Origin of the sequence: Streptomyces sp. NPDC001568 (assembly GCF_042893755.1) — a bacterium.
GTDB lineage: Bacteria > Actinomycetota > Actinomycetes > Streptomycetales > Streptomycetaceae > Streptomyces.
This window is the reverse complement of sequence record NZ_JBIAVF010000010.1, coordinates 291,575-308,501: the sequence shown is the minus strand read 5'-3', so window position 1 is coordinate 308,501 and position 16,927 is coordinate 291,575. Positions and strand designations below refer to the sequence as shown.

Genomic DNA, 16,927 nt, shown 5'->3' with positions numbered 1-16,927 from the left:
CCGCGGCCGTCCCGTGCCGCTCGGGCCCCGCCCCGTCGGTGACTTCGCTAGCGGACGCGCTCCACCAGGGAGACCTGGAGGTCGCGCACCTTCGTCCTCTCGACGAGCCTGTAGTGCTTCTCCAGCACGTCGGCCTGCTCCTTCGGGAGCTTGTGGTACGGGTTCGGCGTACCGCTCCAGGTGACCACCCACACCCGTCGGGTCGTACCGAGGCACCGCTCGGGCTGCTCGCACTCCACCGGGAACAGGTCGTCGCTCGCGACGGCCGAGCGCTGCGCGAACACATCGCGGAGCTTCACCCGCTCCGGCAGGGAGTACTCGACCTGGAAATCGACCATGAACACGCTGTCGCTGCCCCGGACCGGCACGAAACCGTCACCGGGCCGGTAGCCCTTGGCGATGATCCGCGCGGCCTCCTCGCCCTCGCGACCGCTCTTGAACGTCTCGGTGCGGATCTGGCGCTGGTCGGGGAGGCCGAGGAGGATCACCGCGGCCAAGCCGACCACCCCGAGCGGCCGGGGCCGCAGGGCGGCCAGACCGGCGGCGGCGAGCACCACCCAGGCGGGCATGGTGAAGAGCAGGTAGCGGTCCATGAAGTAGGAGGTGCTGCCCTGGGAGACCACCCAGGCGGCCGCGATCGGGGCCGCGCCGACCAGTACGAGTTCCACGGCCGGCCGACGGCCGCGGGTGCCGGCGAGCGGAAGCAACGCGAGCGCGGCTACGGCGAGCGCGACGAGCGGGGAACCGAAGAGGGTGTCCCAGACGTCGGCGATGCTGCGCAGGTGCGGAGTCTTGATCCAGCTGATCTGTCGGCCCACTTGGCGCTGGCCCAGCAGTACCAGCGGAACCACCGGGACCAGGGCGACGGCGACCGTCACCGCGAAGCCGACGACGGTGCGCCCGCGCCGGTCCTGCCACCAGCGCAGGAGCACGATCAGGACGTGCGGCAGGAGGAACAGCAGCGAAACGATGTGGAACAGGCCGGCCGCCGCCACCGCGACGGCGTACGGTGCCCAGCGGGCCGGGGTCGAACGGTCCAGCGCCCGCAGCAGCAACCAGGTCGCGGCGGTGACGGCGAGCACCGCGAAGGCGTAGGAGCGGGCCTCCTGGCCGTAGCGGGTGACGGACGGGAGCAGGGCGAAGAGGAAGCCCGCGAAGACGGCGGTGCGGCGGTCGAACGCCTTGCGGGCGGTCAGCACCACGAACGCGGCAGCGCCTGCCATGGCGAGGGCCGAGGGCATCCGCAGCATCGTCGCGGAATCGCCGACGACGGAGACCCAGCCGTGCAGCAGCAGGTAGTAGAGCCCGGAGACGGCGTCCACGTTGCCCAGCATCTCGACCAGGTCGCCGGTGCCACGGGTGGCGGCGTTCCAGCTGGCGAGTTCGTCACGCCAGAGGTTCGGGTTGCCGCTGCCCGCGCAGGCCACGGCGAAGGTCAGCACGGCGGCCCACAGCCAGTCGAGACGGGCCCGGCGCATCGCGCGCGAACCGCCGGGGCGTCCCGCCCCGTCGTTCTCGACGGGGCGGCCGGGGCCGGCCCCGGCCGCGACTGCCGTACTGCTGGTGGTCATTGCACGTACCTTCCGAGTCCATCAAGGTGCAGCTGCGCGAGTGGCCCCGGCGCATGGGGAATCCGGAGCCGGCCCGACGTGTCAGGGTAGATCAGTGCCCGGGGCGGCAACCACTCCCGCACAGCGCTCGCCACCCGCGGTTCACCTGGGGCGGACCGGCGGATCGCTCTTGGGCAGCGAGACCTTCGCCCCGTCGAGCAGCCGCTTGAGCAACGCCGACAACGGCCGCTCGGCGAAGCGGTGGACGAGCCAGGAGAGCACCAGGATGGCGGCCAGGCAGATGGCCAACAGCTGGAACGGAGCGATGCCGTGGTCGCGACCCCAGCGGATCATCGCCCAGCCGAGCTCCTGGTGGAGCAGGTAGACGGGGTACGTGAGGGCCCCCGCCACCGTGAGCCACTTCCAGCGGATCCAGTTGAGGGCGCCCATCGCCGCGGCGAGCATGACGAGGAACGCCGCGGCGGAAACGGCGGCCATCACCGGCCAGGACAAGGTGTGGTGCACCTCGTACTCGTAAGCGCCCACGGTGATGTGCAGCCGGTTCTGCGCGTACAGCCAGGAGAAGCCGACCACCCCGAGGAGCATCGGGTTCACACCGAACCGGTAGATGAGGTACATGGCCACGCCCGCGATGAAGTACGGGGCGTCCTGCGGCATGAAGACGGTGTCCATCAGCTTGCTGTCCGTACCCGGCGTGATCACCGCGAGGATCGTCCAGATCCCGCAGAAGGCGAGCACGCGGCGGTAGGTCAGCCCCATCACGGCGACGACGGCGAAGAGCAGGTAGAAGCGGAGCTCGATCCAGAGGGTCCAGTACACGCCGTCGGCCTCGGTCACACCGAGGGGGCGCTCCAGCATCGTGAGGTTGGTCAGCACGTCGCTGATGCTCATCGGCTCGCGGGCGGCGCGGACGGTCGCCGCGAAGTTCACCACGAGGGTGGTGATGATGATGCCGACCCAGTACGCCGGGTAGAGCCGCACGATCCGGGAGGTGAAGTAGTCCCGGGGCGACCGGCCCCAGCACGACATGCAGATCACGAAGCCGCTGATCAGGAAGAACAGCTGGACGCCCATCCATCCGTACGAGGCGACCCGGTGCACGCTCGGCATCAGGTTCTGGGGGGTGTTGCCCCAGACCTCGGGGTGGATGTTGACCCCGGCCCAGTGGAAGGCGACCACGGACAGCGCCGCTATCAGGCGCAACCCGTCCAGGACGTAGAGCCGGGGGCGGCGCGGGGCGCCTCCGGCCGGACGGGCCGGTTGCGACGACACGGCGTCACGCACAGGCAGGGGCGGTATGACAGCTGACATGGGGGCACGACTCCGCGATGTGTCCGGCTCAGGATCCGACGTCACATCTACTGGCAATTGCGCCCGGACGTCGCACGCCACCTTACGGGGGGCTGACACCGGCTCATGGCACTGCGGCGGATCCGTGATCCGAAACACGCGTGCGCGTCGTCAGTCGTCGAGGCCTTCCGCGGCGCGCCGTTCGCGCAACTCCATGATCGCCTGGCGGCGGGCGAGCCGGTGGGTGCGGCGGATCTGGGCCTCCTGGTTGCGGCGCCGGTCCTGCTCGGTCTCCGGGAGCACCGGCGGCACCTGGCGGGGCTTGCCCTCGGCGTCCACCGCCGTGAAGACCAGATAGGCGCTGCCGACCTGGGTGGCGGGGGTGGACTCGTTCCACCGCTCGGCCAGCACCCGTACGCCGATCTCCATGGAGGAGCGGCCGGTCCAGTTGCACTGCGCCCGGACGTGGACCAGGTCGCCGACCCGGACGGGCGCGAGGAAGGCCATCTCGTCCATGGAGGCGGTGACGGCGGGACCGCCGGAGTGCCGACCGGCCACGGCGCCGGCCGCGTCGTCCACCAGCTTCATGATCACGCCGCCGTGCACGGTGCCCAGGAGATTCGTGTCGCTCGCGGTCATGATGTGGCTGAGCGTGGTGCGGGAGGCCGAGACGGGCTTGCCCTGCGGTTCGACCGGTATGTCTGTCATACGGACACCTTAAATCGGTACCGGAGGCATCAGGTGTGCAACAGCACCGGTACGAACCCCCCACCGGGGTGTCGAGCGACACGCCGGTGCGGGCATCCTTGTCCGCATGAGTGACTGGGACGGGTGGAGCGGCGAGCGCGATGCGCGCGGCCGCCGCGATGACGGGTACGGACACGGCAGCGGGCAGGCACAGCCGGAGGGCGCGCAGCGGATGCGTCACGTCCAGCGGCAGCCGCAGCCGCCGCAGCGCCCGGCCCGGCCGCCGGTCCCGCCGCAGTCCGCTCCCCCGGCGGGCCCGCCCGCGTACGGGGTCCCGCAGCAGCAGACCCGCGGTCCCGGCGACGCCGGCGGCTACGACAGCGGCTACAACACCGGCCAGGTCTACGGTTCGCCCTCGGGCCCCGGCGGTCCCGGGCAGCGGCCCCCGGGCGGCGGTGGCACAGGCGGGCCGGGCCCGGCCCGGGGGCCCGTCGACTGGCGCCGGCGCATCAAGGTCGGCTCGATCGTCGTGGCCTCCGTCCTCGTGGTGACCACGATCGGCACCTACTTCTGGGCCGACTCCAAGGTGCGCCGCGAGGTCGACCTCTCCAAGGTGGTCGAGCGCCCGAAGGAGGGCGACTGCACGACCTACCTGATCGTCGGCTCCGACAGCCGCGAGGGCATGTCCGACGAGGAGAAGAAGAAGCTCCACACGGGCTCCGCCGAGGGCAAGCGCACGGACTCGATGATGATCCTGGCGAAGTGCTCCAGCGGGAACACCATGATCTCCCTGCCGCGCGACTCGGACGTGGAGATCCCCTCCTTCGTCGGCTCGCAGTCCGGGAAGAAGTTCCCCGCGCAGGGCAGACGGGTCAAGCTCAACGCGGCGTACGCGGAGGACGGCCCGGAGCTGCTGGTGCGCACCGTGGAGTTCAACACGGGGCTGCGCATCGACCACTACGCCGAGATCGGCTTCGCCGGCTTCGCGAACATCGTGGACGCGCTCGGCGGGGTCGAGCTGGACATCGAGAAGGCGTTCAAGGACGAGAAGTCGGGCGCCGACTTCCAGGCGGGCCGCCAGACCCTCAACGGCGAGCAGTCGCTGGCCTTCGTACGGACCCGCTACGCCTTCGCGGAGTCCGACCTCCAGCGCACCAAGAACCAGCAGAAGTTCCTGGGGGCGCTGGCGAGCCAGGCGGCCACGCCGAGCACCGTCCTGAACCCCTTCTCGCTGTACCCGGTGATGGGCGCGGGCCTGGACACCCTGATCGTGGACAAGGACATGGGCCTGTGGGACCTGGGCCAGATGTTCTTCGCGATGAAGGGCGTCAACAGCGGTGACGGCGTCTCGATGAACATGCCGATCTCCGGCCAGCGGGGCGGCAACCTCGTCTGGGACAAGGCGAAGGTCCAGCAGCTCGTCAAGCAGATCCAGAACGACGAGAAGGTCACCGTCCGGGGTCAGTGACCGGGCGGGGCCGGGCGTGGGGGGGGGGGGGCCCCCCCCGGGGGGCCGGGCCCCCCCCCCCCGGGCCGGGGGCGGGGGGGGGCCCGCCCCCGGGGGGGGGGGGCCCCCCCCGCGGGGGGGGGGACACCGGGGCCCCCGGCGGGGGGGGGGGCCGGGGGGGGGGGGGGGGGGCCGGGCGGGCCCCCCCCGGGGGGGCCCCCCCCCCCCCACGACGGGCCTGTCGGCGCGGCTACTTGCCCGCGCGGGCGCGGAGCTTCCACGGCATGGCGATGGACTCCAGCTGGACCGCGAGGTTCATCTTGGACTCGCCGACGGTGCGGTCCTCGAAGTGGATCGGGACCTCCATAACCTGGAAGTTCCGGCGCAGCGCCTTGAACTTCATCTCCACCTGGAAGCTGTAGCCCGCGCTGCCGATCGACGCCAGGTCGATGGCCTTGAGCGCCTCGGCGCTCCACAGGTTGAAGCCGCCGGTGATGTCGCGGACGCGGGTGCCCAGGATGGTGCTCGCGTAGGCGTTGGCCCAGCGGGACAGCAGCTTGCGGTGCGCGCCCCAGGCGTCGGACAGGGTGCCGCCCGGAACGTAGCGGCTACCGACGACGAGACCGGCGCCGGTGGAGCGGGCGACGCCCAGCATCTCGGCGATCTTTTCGGCGGGGTGGGAGCCGTCCGCGTCCATCTGGAGCACGTACTCGGCGCCGTCCTCGACGGCCTTGGCCATGCCGGCGGCGTAGGCGCGGCCGAGGCCGTCCTTCGCGGTGCGGTGCAGGACCGACATGCGCGGCTTGCCGTCCTCGGTGAGGAAGCCCTCCGCGAGCTCGTCGGCGATCTTGCCGGTGCCGTCGGGCGAGGAGTCGTCGACGATCAGCAGGCGCAGGCCCGGCTGGTCGAGACCCATGATCAGCTCGACCATGCCCGGCAGGTTGCCCGCCTCGTTGTACGTGGGCATGACGACGGTGAGCGGCGTGTGCGCCCAGGTGTCCGGAAGCTTCGTGCTCGCGACGTGGGTCGCGCGGGGAGTCTGCTGCTCGCCTATCACAGGGTTATGCCTCACTGAAGTTGGTCACCGGTCGGAGGAGAAGCGGACGGCGGCAGCGGGAAGTTCCGCCTCGCACCACACCCGCACCCCCGCGCGAAGTTCGTTGTCAGCCCCGACGACGGCGCCGTCTCCGATGACCGCGCCGTTCACCACCGTGCGCGAACCCACCGAGGCACCGGCGCCGATGAGACTGGCGTTCACCACCGTGTCCGGGCCGAGGGTCGCACCGTCCAGCACGATCGATCCCTGGACGACCGCGCCCGACTCGATCCGGGCACCGGCACCCACCACCGTACCCCCCGACAGCTTGGCGCCTTCGGCCACATGGGCACCCGGGAGCACGAGGGACTCACCGCGGGGGCCGGGGACGGCCGGGGAGGCCACGATGCCGCGGACGAGGTCGGCGGAGGCCTGGACGAAGGACTCGGGCTTGCCGAGGTCCAGCCAGTAGGTGTCCTCGGTCACGCCGTGCAGCTTGGCACCGGAGGCGAGCAGACCCGGGAAGGTCTCGCGCTCGACGGATACCGATCGGCCGGCCGGAATGGAGTCGATCACGCTGCGCCGGAACACGTAGCAGCCGGCGTTGATCTGATCGGTGACGATTTCCTCGGGGGTCTGCGGCTTCTCGGTGAAGGCCAGCACCCGCCCCTCGGAGTCGGTGGGGACCAGACCGAAGGCGCGGGGGTCGTCGACCCGCACCAGGTGCAGGGAGACGTCGGCGTCGGCCGCCCGGTGGGAGTCGACCAGGCCCGCGATGTCCAGGCCCGTCAGGATGTCGCCGTTGAAGACGAGTACGGAGGAGTCCGGGCCGCCGGTCAGGCGCTGCGCGGCGTTGCGGATGGCGCCGCCGGTGCCGAGGGGCTCGTCCTCGACGACGTACTCAAGGGTGATGCCGAAGTCGGAACCGTCACCGAAGTAGGGCTCGAAGACCTCGGCGAGGTAGCAGGTGGCCATCACGATGTGCGTGACGCCGGCGGCCGCGGCCCTGGCTATCTGGTGGGCGAGGAAGGGGACACCTGCGGCCGGAACCATCGGCTTGGGAGTGTTCACCGTCACGGGGCGCAGTCGCGTCCCCTGCCCGCCAACCAGCAGGATCGCTTCCGTCATTGTTTTCTCCCCAAGCGGTTCGGGCATACGAAGGTTCAAATTTAGCCCATCCGGGGGCATGCCGAGCCCGGTGGAGGGTGCTGCGGGACCGCCTCCGGCCACGTTCGGATCACGGCCGGACGCCGTCGCGGGGACGGGCGGAATGCGGGACATCGGCCCGCGCACGCCACGGAGGGCCGCATATCGGGCACATGACGGGCAGTAGCCGGACCGACTCGGCATCGCCGCTGGTCAGAGCCCTGTCCGGGAGCTCGGAGGGTCACCGCGGGTCCGACGGGGGCGGTGGGCGCGCGCCCACCCGAGCCCCCTCGGCCGGGCGCGCGCCCACCGCCGGTCGGCCGCGGTCCGTCCCGAACCTGTCGGCAACCCGTTACCAACGACGACGCCCGCGGGGCCGCTCGCGGGCCCCCGCCGGCCACGCCGGGCCGGTTCGACCGCACCCGCCGGCCGGGCACCGCGAGTGACGGCGGGCCCCCGGGAACCGAGGAAGCCCCCGCCGGGGCGGGGGCTTCCTCCGGGCCCGAAAGCCCTGCCGCTACGGCAGGTTGCGCGCCATGACGATGCGCTGGACCTGGTTGGTGCCCTCGTAGATCTGCGTGATCTTGGCATCGCGCATCATGCGCTCCACCGGGTAGTCGCGCGTGTAGCCGTAGCCGCCGAGGAGCTGGACGGCGTCCGTGGTGACCTCCATGGCCACGTCGGAGGCGAAGCACTTGGCGGCGGCGCCGAAGAAGGTGAGGTCCTCCTTGTCGCCACCGGCGGAGACGCGCTCCGACTTGGCGGCGGCCGAGTACGTCAGCTGGCGGGCGGCCTCGATCTTCATGGCCATGTCCGCGAGCATGAACTGCACGCCCTGGAAGTCGCCGATCGGCTTGCCGAACTGCTTGCGCTCCTGGACGTAGCCCTTGGCGTAGTCCAGGGCGCCCTGGGCGATGCCGAGCGCCTGGGCCGCGATGGTGATGCGGGTGTGGTCCAGGGTCTTCATCGCGGTGGCGAAGCCGGTGCCCTCGGCGCCGATCATGCGGTCGGCGGGGATGCGCACGTTGTCGAGGTAGACCTCGCGCGTCGGGGAGCCCTTGATGCCGAGCTTCTTCTCCGGGGCGCCGAAGGAGACGCCTTCGTCACCCTTCTCGACGACGAAGGCGCTGATGCCCTTGGAGCGCTTCTCGGGGTCCGTGACGGCCATGACCGTGTAGTACTCGGAGACGCCCGCGTTGGTGATCCAGCGCTTGACGCCGTTGAGCACCCAGAAGTCCCCGTCGCGCACGGCGCGGGTCTTCATGCCGGCGGCGTCGGAGCCCGCGTCGGGCTCGGAGAGGGCGTACGAGAACATCGCGTCGCCCTTGGCCAGCGGGCCGAGGTACTTGGCCTTGAGCTCCTCGGAACCGGAGAGGATCACCGGGAGGGAGCCGAGCTTGTTCACGGCCGGGATCAGGGAGGAGGACGCGCAGACGCGGGCCACCTCCTCGATCACGATCACGGTGGCCAGGGCGTCGGCCCCGGCGCCGCCGTAGTTCTCGGGGACGTGGACGGCGTGCAGGTCGCTGGCGACCAGGGCGTCGAGGGCCTCCTGCGGGAAGCGGGACTCCTCGTCGACCGCGGCCGCGAACGGCAGGATCTTCGCCTCCGCGAGCGAGCGGACGGACTCGCGGAGCATGTCGTGCTCCTCCGCCGGGCGGTACAGGTCGAAGTCGGCAGAACCCGCCAAGATCTCTCACTCCCCAAGGTGCACGATGCTAACTACCGTTAAGTAACCCAAATCTTAGTGTCCGTGCCCCCGGCAGCGATATGTACCGCGCACGTGAGCTGCGTGACAGCGGGGAGCGTCCCCCGCCCGGGGCGCGACTATGCTCGGTGGCCGCAAACGGCCCCGCACCTCTGGAGCACTCATGGCCCCCCTCAAGATCACTGTGATCGGCACCGGCTACCTCGGCGCGACGCACGCCGCCGCGATGGCCGAGCTCGGCTTCGAGGTGCTGGGGCTGGACGTGGTTCCGGAGAAGATCGAGATGCTCGCGGCCGGCCGGGTGCCCATGTACGAACCGGGGCTGGAGGACCTGCTCGCCGCGCACGTCGCCGGTCTGCCGGGCTCCAGCGGGCGGCTGCGCTTCACCACCTCCTGGGAGGAGGTGGGCGAGTTCGGCGACGTCCACTTCGTCTGCGTGAACACCCCGCAGAAGCACGGCGAGTACGCCTGCGACATGTCGTACGTCGACTCCGCGATGGAGTCCCTGGCCCCGCACCTGACCCGGCCGGTCCTCGTCGTCGGCAAGTCCACGGTCCCCGTCGGCTCCGCCGACCGCCTCGCGGCGAAGCTGGCCGCGCTGGCCCCGGCGGGCGAGGACGTCGAACTGGCCTGGAACCCGGAGTTCCTGCGCGAGGGATTCGCCGTCCAGGACACCCTCCACCCGGACCGGATCGTCGTCGGCGTCCGCGGCGACCGGGGCGAGAAGCTGCTGCGCGAGGTGTACGGGACGCCCTTGTCCGAGGGCAGCCCGATGGTGGTCACCGACTTCCCGACCGCCGAACTCGTCAAGACGGCCGCGAACTCCTTCCTCGCGACGAAGATCTCCTTCATCAACGCGATGGCCGAGGTCTGCGAGGCCGCGGGGGGCGACGTGGCCAAGCTCGCCGAGGCCATCGGGCACGACGACCGCATCGGATCGAAGTTCCTGCGCGCCGGCATCGGCTTCGGCGGCGGCTGCCTGCCCAAGGACATCCGCGCCTTCATGGCCCGCGCCGGTGAACTGGGCGCCGACCAGGCCCTGACCTTCCTGCGCGAGGTCGACTCCATCAACATGCGGCGCCGCGGGCACATGGTCGAGCTGGCCCGCGAGGCGGTCGGCGGTTCCTTCCTCGGGAAGCGGGTGGCGGTGCTGGGGGCCACGTTCAAGCCGGACTCGGACGATGTGCGGGACTCACCCGCCCTGAACGTGGCCGGGCAGATCCACCTCCAGGGGGGCCAGGTCACCGTCTACGACCCCAAGGGCATGGACAACGCCCGCCGCGTCTTCCCCACCCTCGGGTACGCCGACTCCGCGGTCGAAGCGGCCCGCGGCGCCGAGGTCGTCCTGCACCTCACCGAGTGGCGCGAGTTCCGCGATCTCGACCCCGCCGCGCTCGGCGAGGTCGTCACCGACCGGCTCCTCCTGGACGGCCGCAACGCCCTCGACCCGCTGCGCTGGCGCGCGGCGGGCTGGACGTACCGCGCCATGGGACGGCCGCACGCGTGACCCCGGCCGGGGCGGTGATCGGTCGACCGAGGTCGGTCGGCGACAATCGGTCGGCGGTGGTCGGTCGGTGACGGTCGGTCGGTGGCCATCGGTCGGCGTCCGGCCACCTATCCGCCTCTGCCGACGTTCCGTTGAACATCGATATCCGGACATATCGACTGGGTAGAATTCAGGCCGATGACCACGACCAGCAGCCCTCCGACCAAGGCCGGCGCTCACCCGACGGCGGCGCCCGGCTCCCGTGAGCGGCGGAGCGCCTTCGAGGCGGCCGCACGGGGCCCCGGCTCCCTGCTCTGCGTCGCCGGCCTCTGGGTGGCCACGCGGGCCGCGATGCTGTGGATGCTCGTCAACGACTTCCACACCTCGAACCTCGTCCGGGTCGAGGTCACCGCGACCTACCACAACTGGTACGACGTCCTCGTCACGTGGACGATGCCGCAGAACGACATCATGTGGCAGTACCCCCCGGCAGCCGCCGCGATCTTCCTCTCGCCCGATCTGCTGCCGTTCCTCACCTACTTCCAGGCCTTCGTCGCCCTGACCGTGCTGTGCGACGGCGTGATCCTCGCCGGGCTCGTGCGGGCCGCCCGCCGGGGCGACGGCAGCATGGCCGGCGCGGCCCTGTGGCTGGGCGCGCTGCCGCTGCTGATGGCGACCCCGTTCGCCCGCTACGACATCCAGGTCACCCTGCTCGCCGTCGGCTCGCTGCTCTGCCTGCGCCACCGGCCGCGGCTCGGCGGCGTCATCGCCGGCGTCGGAGGCATGGTCAAGGTCTGGCCACTGCTGGCCCTGCTCGGCACCCCGCGCGGCAGGTCCACCCGCGAGGCCGTCACCGCGGCCGCGCTGTCCTGCGTCGCGCTGCTGGCCGTCTTCGCCGCGCTGTTCCGCGACACCTTCGGTTTCCTGGGCAACCAGGGCGACCGCGGGGTCCAGATCGAGTCCCTCGGCGGTTCGGTCCTGATGACCGCCCGCCTCCTGGACCTGTGGCCCGGCCGGATCGAGTACCAGTACGGCGCCTACGAGTACGTCGGCCCGTACGTGCCCGGCATCGCGCGGGCCTCCCTGATGCTGACCCTGATCGGCTTCCTGCTGCTCCTGCTGTGGCGCGTGCGGGCCAACCGCTGGTCGAGCGCGACCCCGTTCGACGCCGCGCTGTGCGCCATCATGATGTTCACGGTCACCAGCCGCGTCATCAGCCCGCAGTACCTGATCTGGCTGCTCGGCCTCGCGGCCGTCTGCCTGACCTCGCGTCACACCACGCAGCGGCCGATCGCGTGGCTGCTCGTGGTCGCCACCGCGCTCACCTCGCTGATCTTTCCGGTCTGGTACGGCCCGGACATCCTCGGCAACACCGCGCTCGGCACCGTCGTGCTGGGCGCGCGCAACGGCATCCTGCTGTACGCGACCCTGTGGTCCGGGCTGCGCCTGTGGCGGGCGACCGTTGTTCCCGAGCCCGAGCCCGAGCCCTAGGTGGTTCTGCGGTGCTGTGCGGCGCGGGCCGTGAACTCGACCCCGCGCATCACCCGTTGGGCATTGCCCCAGGTCAGCAGGGCCAGGTCGGCCTCCGACCAGCCCCGGTCCAGGAGTTCCGCGATCAGCCTCGGGTAGCCCGAGGCGTCCGTCAGGCCGGCCGGGCGCGGGCGGGCCCGCTCCGCGCCGAAGCCGGCGCCGAGACCGACGCCCTCCGGGCCGGCCAGCGCCCGTACGTGTTCCACGTGGTCCGCGACCGCGTGCAGGGAGTCCCCCGTGCGCGCCGTGTCGAAGGTGACCATCGCCAGCCCGTTCGCCGCCCGGAGGGCGAGCAGCACCTCGTCCGTGACGTTGCCCGGGTGGGGGTTGAGGGCGGCCGCGCCGGTGTTCGAGACGACCACCGGGGCCTTCGAGGCCGCCGCGAGGCGGCAGGCGACGGCCGGTGCGCAGCCCGTCAGGTCCAGCAGCATCGCCAGCCGGTTGGTCTCCAGGACCACCTCGTGGCCGAAGGGCGTCAGTTCGTCCCGTGCCCACGGGGCTCCGGCGGGGGCGACGCTGCGCACGCCCAGGGCGTGGAAGGCGCGCAGCGCGCCGAGCGAATCGGTGAGGGTGCGGCCGGGGACGGGGCCGAGGAACGAGGCGATGCGGCCGCGGTTGCGGGCGTCGGCCATGTCGTCGGCGCCGAGGGCCAGGCAGAGGCTGTCGGGGTAGCGGCGCATCAGGGCGAGGGCCGCGTCGATCTGTTCGAGGGTCTCGGAGACCACCTGGTCGGGGCCGTCGGCCTCGTGTTCGGCGTCACCGTTTTCGGCGTCACCGTCTTCGGCGTCACCGTTCTCGGCGGCCTGGTCCTCGGCGTCCGACGGTACGAGCAGGGACCAGAACTGCGCGCCGACGCCGCCGGAGCGCAGGCGGGGGATGTCGGTGTCGACGCCCGTGTCCGGGGTCTCGATGTCGAGGTACGGGCTCCGGCGCAGGGTCCACACGAGGGTGTTGCAGCCGTCCGCGACGGGATGGACGGCGAGCAGGGCGGCTGCCCGGTCCAGGGCTCCGGCCGGCCTCGCGGGGGCGGGGGCGGGTGGGTCCTGGGTACCGATGCCCACGGAGTGGGGTTCTTCCTGCAGGTCGGCCATGGCTTTGGCTCCGGTCTCGGCGGCAGCAGGGGGAGGCTGGTGCCACCGTGACACGGGGGGTGCGTGAGTCGCCCGGCGGATGTGGCGTTCGGGTGTTCCCCCACCTCCGGCCTGGCCGGCCGGGGGTGCGGGGGGTCCGGAGGCGGACCGGGGTGGGCGGTGGGGTTGCCGCTGCGCGGCGCGGTCCCCCACCCGCCCTTCCACCGTTCCCGCCTCAGGGGCCGGCGGGGCTCGGGTACGGGTCCGTCGCCGGGGGCGCCACCCCCGGACCCCAGCGCCTCGAACGCCGGCGGGGCTGGATCATCGGGTCCGGCGTTCGTCAGAGGTGGGCGTTCGACGGGTCCGTTGTCGCGGAGAGGTCGCGGGCCACGGCTTCCGCGTCGCGCAGGGCTCTGACCGGGTTCGACCAGGTGAGTTTGGCCAGGTCGGGGGTGGACCAGCCGCGGGAGAGGAGTTCCGCGATCAGGTTCGGGTAGCCCGATACGTCGTCCAGGCCGGCCGGGGTGAAGGCCGTGCCGTCGTAGTCGCCGCCGATGCCGATGTGGTCGACTCCGGCCACCTCGCGCATGTGGTCCAGGTGGTCGGCGACGGTGGCCGCCGTGGCCTCCGGGCGCGGGCGCCGCTCCTCGAAGGCGCGGTGCAGGGCCATCGCCTCCGGGGTGGTGTCCAGGTGGTGGAAGCCGTGCGCGCGCAGGTTCTCGTCGGCGGCCAGGGTCCAGTCGACGGCCGCCTGGAGGACGAACTTCGGGACGAAGGTGACCATCGCGACGCCGCCGTTGGCCGGCAGCAGTTCCAGGACGTCGTCCGGGACGTTGCGCGGGTGGTCACAGACGGCCCGCGCCGAGGAGTGCGAGAAGATCACCGGCGCGGCCGAGACCGCGAGGGCGTCGCGCATCGTCGTCGCGGCGACGTGCGAGAGGTCCACCAGCATGCCGACGCGGTTCATCTCGCGGACGACCTCGCGGCCGAAGTCGCTGAGGCCGCCGTGCCGGGGCTCGTCGGTCGCCGAGTCCGCCCAGTCGATGGTGTCGTTGTGCGTCAGCGTCATGTACCGCACGCCGAGTCGGTGCAGGGACCGCAGGGTGGCGAGGGAGTTGTTGATGGAGTGGCCGCCCTCGGCGCCCATCAGTGAGGCGATGCGGCCCTCGGCGCGGGCCGCCTCCATGTCGTCCGCCGTCAGCGCGAGCCGCAGGTCCCGCGGGTAACGCGCGATCAATTGCTCGACCGCGTCGATCTGTTCCAGCGTGGCGCTGACCGCCTGGTCGCCGGTGTAGTCGGAGCGGACGTAGACCGACCAGAACTGCGCGCCGACGCCGCCGGCCCGCAGCCGGGGGATGTCGGTGTGGAGGTGAGCGCTCTGGTCGGCGGCGATGTCCCGCCGGTCGAGGTCGTAGCGGACCTGCTCGCGCAGCGCCCACGGCAGGTCGTTGTGGCCGTCGACCACCGGGTACGCGGCGAGCAGCTCCCGGGCCTGCCCGAGCAGGTCCGCCGCGCTCACTTGCCGAACCCGAAGGCGTCCGCGCCGGCGACCTTCGTACGCAGTCGCTTGCCCTTCTCCGTGGCCTGGTCGTTGAGCTCCTGCTGGAAGTCGCGCATCCGGGCGAGCAGCTCCGGGTCGTGGGCCGCGAGCATGCGGACGGCGAGCAGCCCGGCGTTGCGCGCGCCGGCGACGGAGACCGTGGCGACGGGAACCCCGGCGGGCATCTGGACGATCGACAGCAGGGAGTCCATGCCGTCGAGGTACTTCAGCGGTACCGGGACGCCGATGACCGGCAGCGGGGTGACCGAGGCCAGCATGCCGGGCAGGTGGGCGGCGCCGCCCGCGCCGGCGATGATCGCCTTCAGGCCGCGGTCGGCGGCCTGCTCGCCGTACGCGACCATCTCGCGCGGCATCCGGTGGGCGGAGACGACGTCGACCTCGTACGGGATCTCGAACTCGTCCAGCGCCTTGGCGGCGGCCTCCATGACCGGCCAGTCGGAGTCCGAACCCATGACGATGCCGATGACGGGGCGGGCGGTGGTGGTGCTCATTCCGTGATCGTTCCTCTGAGGTAGCCGGCTGCGTGACGTGCGCGCTCCAGCACATCGTCCAGATCGTCGCCGTAGGTGTTGACGTGGCCGACCTTGCGGCCGTGTTTCACGTCCTTGCCGTACATGTGGATCTTCAACTGCGGGTCGTGGGCCATGCAGTGCAGGTACGCCGCGTACATGTCGGGGTAGTCCCCGCCGAGCACGTTGGCCATGACCGTCCAGCGGGCCCGCGGGCGCGGGTCGCCCAGAGGAAGGTCCAGGACGGCACGGACGTGGTTGGCGAACTGCGAGGTGATGGCACCGTCCTGGGTCCAGTGCCCGCTGTTGTGCGGGCGCATGGCCAGTTCGTTGACGAGGATGCGGCCGTCGGTGGTCTCGAACAGTTCCACGGCCAGGTGGCCGGTCACGTCGAGTTCCTTGGCGATGCGCAGGGCGAGCGCCTGGGCCTCGCCCGCCAGCTCCTCCGAGAGGTTCGGGGCGGGGGCGATCACCGTGTCGCAGACGCCGTCCACCTGGACGGATTCGACGACGGGGTAGGCGACGGCCTGGCCGTGCGGGGAGCGGACGATGTTCGCCGCGAGCTCGCGGACGTACTCGACCTTCTCCTCCGCGAGGACGGGGACGCCCGCCTTGAACGGGGCCTCCGCGTCCTGGGGGGTGCGGACGAACCACACCCCCTTGCCGTCGTACCCGCCGCGCACCGTCTTGAGGATGACGGGGAAGCCGCCCACCTCGTCCGCGAAGGCGACCGCGTCCGCCGGATCGCTCACGATCCGGTGGCGGGGGCTGGGCACGCCGATCTCGTCGAGCCGGGCGCGCATCACCCCCTTGTCCGCGGCGTGCACCAACGCGTCGGGCCCCGGTCGGACGGGGATGCCGTCCGCTTCCAGGGCCCGCAGGTGTGCGATGGGCACGTGCTCGTGGTCGAAGGTGATCACGTCGCAGCCGCGCGCGAAGGCGCGGAGCGTCTCCAGGTCGCGATAGTCGCCGATGACGACGTCGCTCACGACCTGGGCCGCCGAGTCCTGTGGGGTGTCACTGAGGATCTTGAATTTGATGCCGAGGGGGATGCCCGCCTCGTGGGTCATGCGGGCGAGCTGTCCGCCGCCGACCATGCCGACTACCGGGAACGTCACCACTCCAGGGTATCCGTCGGTATTGCGCCATCCGGACCCGCCCGGGCCGAGCCCCCGGAGCGGACCCGTCGGTTCCGGTCGAGGCCCGTGTGCCGTGCGTCGCAAGGGCCGGGAACCCACGGACGGAGCCGGGGGGCGACACTTACCATGAACGGGTTGACGAAATCGAGTGACGCCTCAACGAGGGGCGACGACGACGGACAGGGACTGAACCATCACATGAGCACGCCGAAAGCAGCACCGCTGACCGAGCGCGTCCGCGGCCTCGTGCGGGAGGTCATCAAGTTCGGCGCGGTCGGCGGGCTGGGCGTCCTGGTCAACTTCGGCGTGTTCAACCTGCTCCGGAGCACGACCGATCTGCAGATCGTGCGCGCGAACGTCATAGCCATCGTGGTGGCGATCATCACCAACTACATCGGCTTCCGGTACTTCACCTACCGCGACCGCGACCTCGGCGGCCGGCGGCGCGAGATGTTCCTGTTCGTGCTGTTCAGCGGCATCGGGATGGTCATCGAGAGCGGTGTGCTCTACGCCGCGACGTACGGGTTCGGCTGGGACAGCTCGCTGCAGAACAACATCTTCAAGTTCCTCGGCATGGGTGTGGCGACCATCTTCCGCTTCTGGTCCTACCGGACCTGGGTCTTCAAGGCCCTGCCCACCGCTGCCGCGCCCTCGCTGATCGTCGAGCAGCGTGACGGCCACGACGTGCCGGTGGCGACGCTCGCCCCGGAGCCGACGGCCACCAAGTAGGACCGGGCTGCTCGGGCC

At 71.5% G+C, this 16,927-nt stretch carries 14 protein-coding genes; 4 read left to right on the top strand and 10 right to left on the bottom strand.

Annotation, left to right across the window (positions count from 1 at the left end):
• Positions 1-47: 47 nt before the first annotated feature.
• The 3 genes from ACFY0I_RS20530 to ACFY0I_RS20520 all read right to left on the bottom strand — a co-directional run bounded on the left by ACFY0I_RS20530 (position 48) and on the right by ACFY0I_RS20520 (position 3,569).
• Positions 48-1,571 carry a glycosyltransferase family 39 protein gene (locus ACFY0I_RS20530; protein WP_388897536.1) on the bottom strand — a complete coding sequence of 508 codons (1,524 nt, stop codon included), beginning with the start codon at positions 1,569-1,571 and terminating at the stop codon, positions 48-50.
• Between the two features lie 141 nt (positions 1,572-1,712).
• Positions 1,713-2,843 (bottom strand): acyltransferase family protein, encoded by a 1,131-nt coding sequence (locus tag ACFY0I_RS20525; RefSeq protein ID WP_388897534.1) that lies wholly within the window; start codon positions 2,841-2,843, stop codon positions 1,713-1,715.
• 189 nt (positions 2,844-3,032) lie between these two features.
• Positions 3,033-3,569, bottom strand: a complete 537-nt coding sequence (locus ACFY0I_RS20520; RefSeq protein ID WP_388897531.1) for an acyl-CoA thioesterase — start codon at positions 3,567-3,569, stop codon at positions 3,033-3,035.
• Between the two features lie 106 nt (positions 3,570-3,675).
• Between ACFY0I_RS20520 and ACFY0I_RS20515 the strand changes: the two genes are divergently transcribed.
• Positions 3,676-5,016: an LCP family protein gene (locus ACFY0I_RS20515; RefSeq protein WP_388897530.1), complete on the top strand. Its 1,341-nt coding sequence runs from the start codon at positions 3,676-3,678 to the stop codon at positions 5,014-5,016.
• A gap of 229 nt (positions 5,017-5,245) precedes the next feature.
• Here ACFY0I_RS20515 and ACFY0I_RS20510 read toward each other — a convergent pair whose 3' ends face one another.
• The 3 genes from ACFY0I_RS20510 to ACFY0I_RS20500 all read right to left on the bottom strand — a co-directional run bounded on the left by ACFY0I_RS20510 (position 5,246) and on the right by ACFY0I_RS20500 (position 8,867).
• Complete coding sequence (locus ACFY0I_RS20510) at positions 5,246-6,052, bottom strand: polyprenol monophosphomannose synthase (protein WP_388897527.1); 807 nt, start codon at positions 6,050-6,052, stop codon at positions 5,246-5,248.
• Between the two features lie 24 nt (positions 6,053-6,076).
• A complete protein-coding gene (locus ACFY0I_RS20505) occupies positions 6,077-7,159 on the bottom strand; it encodes a sugar phosphate nucleotidyltransferase (RefSeq protein ID WP_388897524.1) in 1,083 nt (360 codons plus the stop codon).
• 535 nt (positions 7,160-7,694) lie between these two features.
• The gene (locus ACFY0I_RS20500) at positions 7,695-8,867 is read right to left on the bottom strand and encodes an acyl-CoA dehydrogenase (protein WP_281206420.1); all 1,173 of its coding nucleotides are present in this window, start codon (positions 8,865-8,867) and stop codon (positions 7,695-7,697) included.
• Between the two features lie 181 nt (positions 8,868-9,048).
• Here ACFY0I_RS20500 and ACFY0I_RS20495 point away from each other — a divergent pair, with 181 nt between their 5' ends.
• Positions 9,049-10,392 carry a UDP-glucose dehydrogenase family protein gene (locus ACFY0I_RS20495; RefSeq protein ID WP_388897521.1) on the top strand — a complete coding sequence of 448 codons (1,344 nt, stop codon included), beginning with the start codon at positions 9,049-9,051 and terminating at the stop codon, positions 10,390-10,392.
• Between the two features lie 177 nt (positions 10,393-10,569).
• Positions 10,570-11,862: a glycosyltransferase family 87 protein gene (locus ACFY0I_RS20490; RefSeq protein WP_388897519.1), complete on the top strand. Its 1,293-nt coding sequence runs from the start codon at positions 10,570-10,572 to the stop codon at positions 11,860-11,862.
• Here ACFY0I_RS20490 and ACFY0I_RS20485 read toward each other — a convergent pair.
• From ACFY0I_RS20485 to ACFY0I_RS20470, 4 genes are all read right to left on the bottom strand, one after another.
• Positions 11,859-12,992, bottom strand: coding sequence for a membrane dipeptidase (locus tag ACFY0I_RS20485; RefSeq protein WP_388897516.1), 1,134 nt, complete (start codon positions 12,990-12,992; stop codon positions 11,859-11,861). The genes ACFY0I_RS20490 and ACFY0I_RS20485 overlap by 4 nt on opposite strands.
• 319 nt (positions 12,993-13,311) lie before the next feature.
• Positions 13,312-14,490 (bottom strand): dipeptidase, encoded by a 1,179-nt coding sequence (locus ACFY0I_RS20480; RefSeq protein ID WP_388897513.1) that lies wholly within the window; start codon positions 14,488-14,490, stop codon positions 13,312-13,314.
• A complete protein-coding gene (purE, locus tag ACFY0I_RS20475) occupies positions 14,487-15,023 on the bottom strand; it encodes a 5-(carboxyamino)imidazole ribonucleotide mutase (protein WP_388897511.1) in 537 nt (178 codons plus the stop codon). Before purE ends, ACFY0I_RS20480 begins: the two co-directional genes overlap by 4 nt.
• A complete protein-coding gene (locus ACFY0I_RS20470) occupies positions 15,020-16,159 on the bottom strand; it encodes a 5-(carboxyamino)imidazole ribonucleotide synthase (RefSeq protein WP_388897508.1) in 1,140 nt (379 codons plus the stop codon). The genes purE and ACFY0I_RS20470 overlap by 4 nt, the downstream gene beginning before the upstream one ends.
• A 219-nt stretch (positions 16,160-16,378) precedes the next feature.
• Here ACFY0I_RS20470 and ACFY0I_RS20465 point away from each other — a divergent pair, with 219 nt between their 5' ends.
• Entirely contained in the window at positions 16,379-16,909 is a 531-nt protein-coding gene (locus ACFY0I_RS20465) for a GtrA family protein (RefSeq protein WP_388897505.1), read from the top strand.
• Positions 16,910-16,927 lie beyond the last annotated feature (18 nt).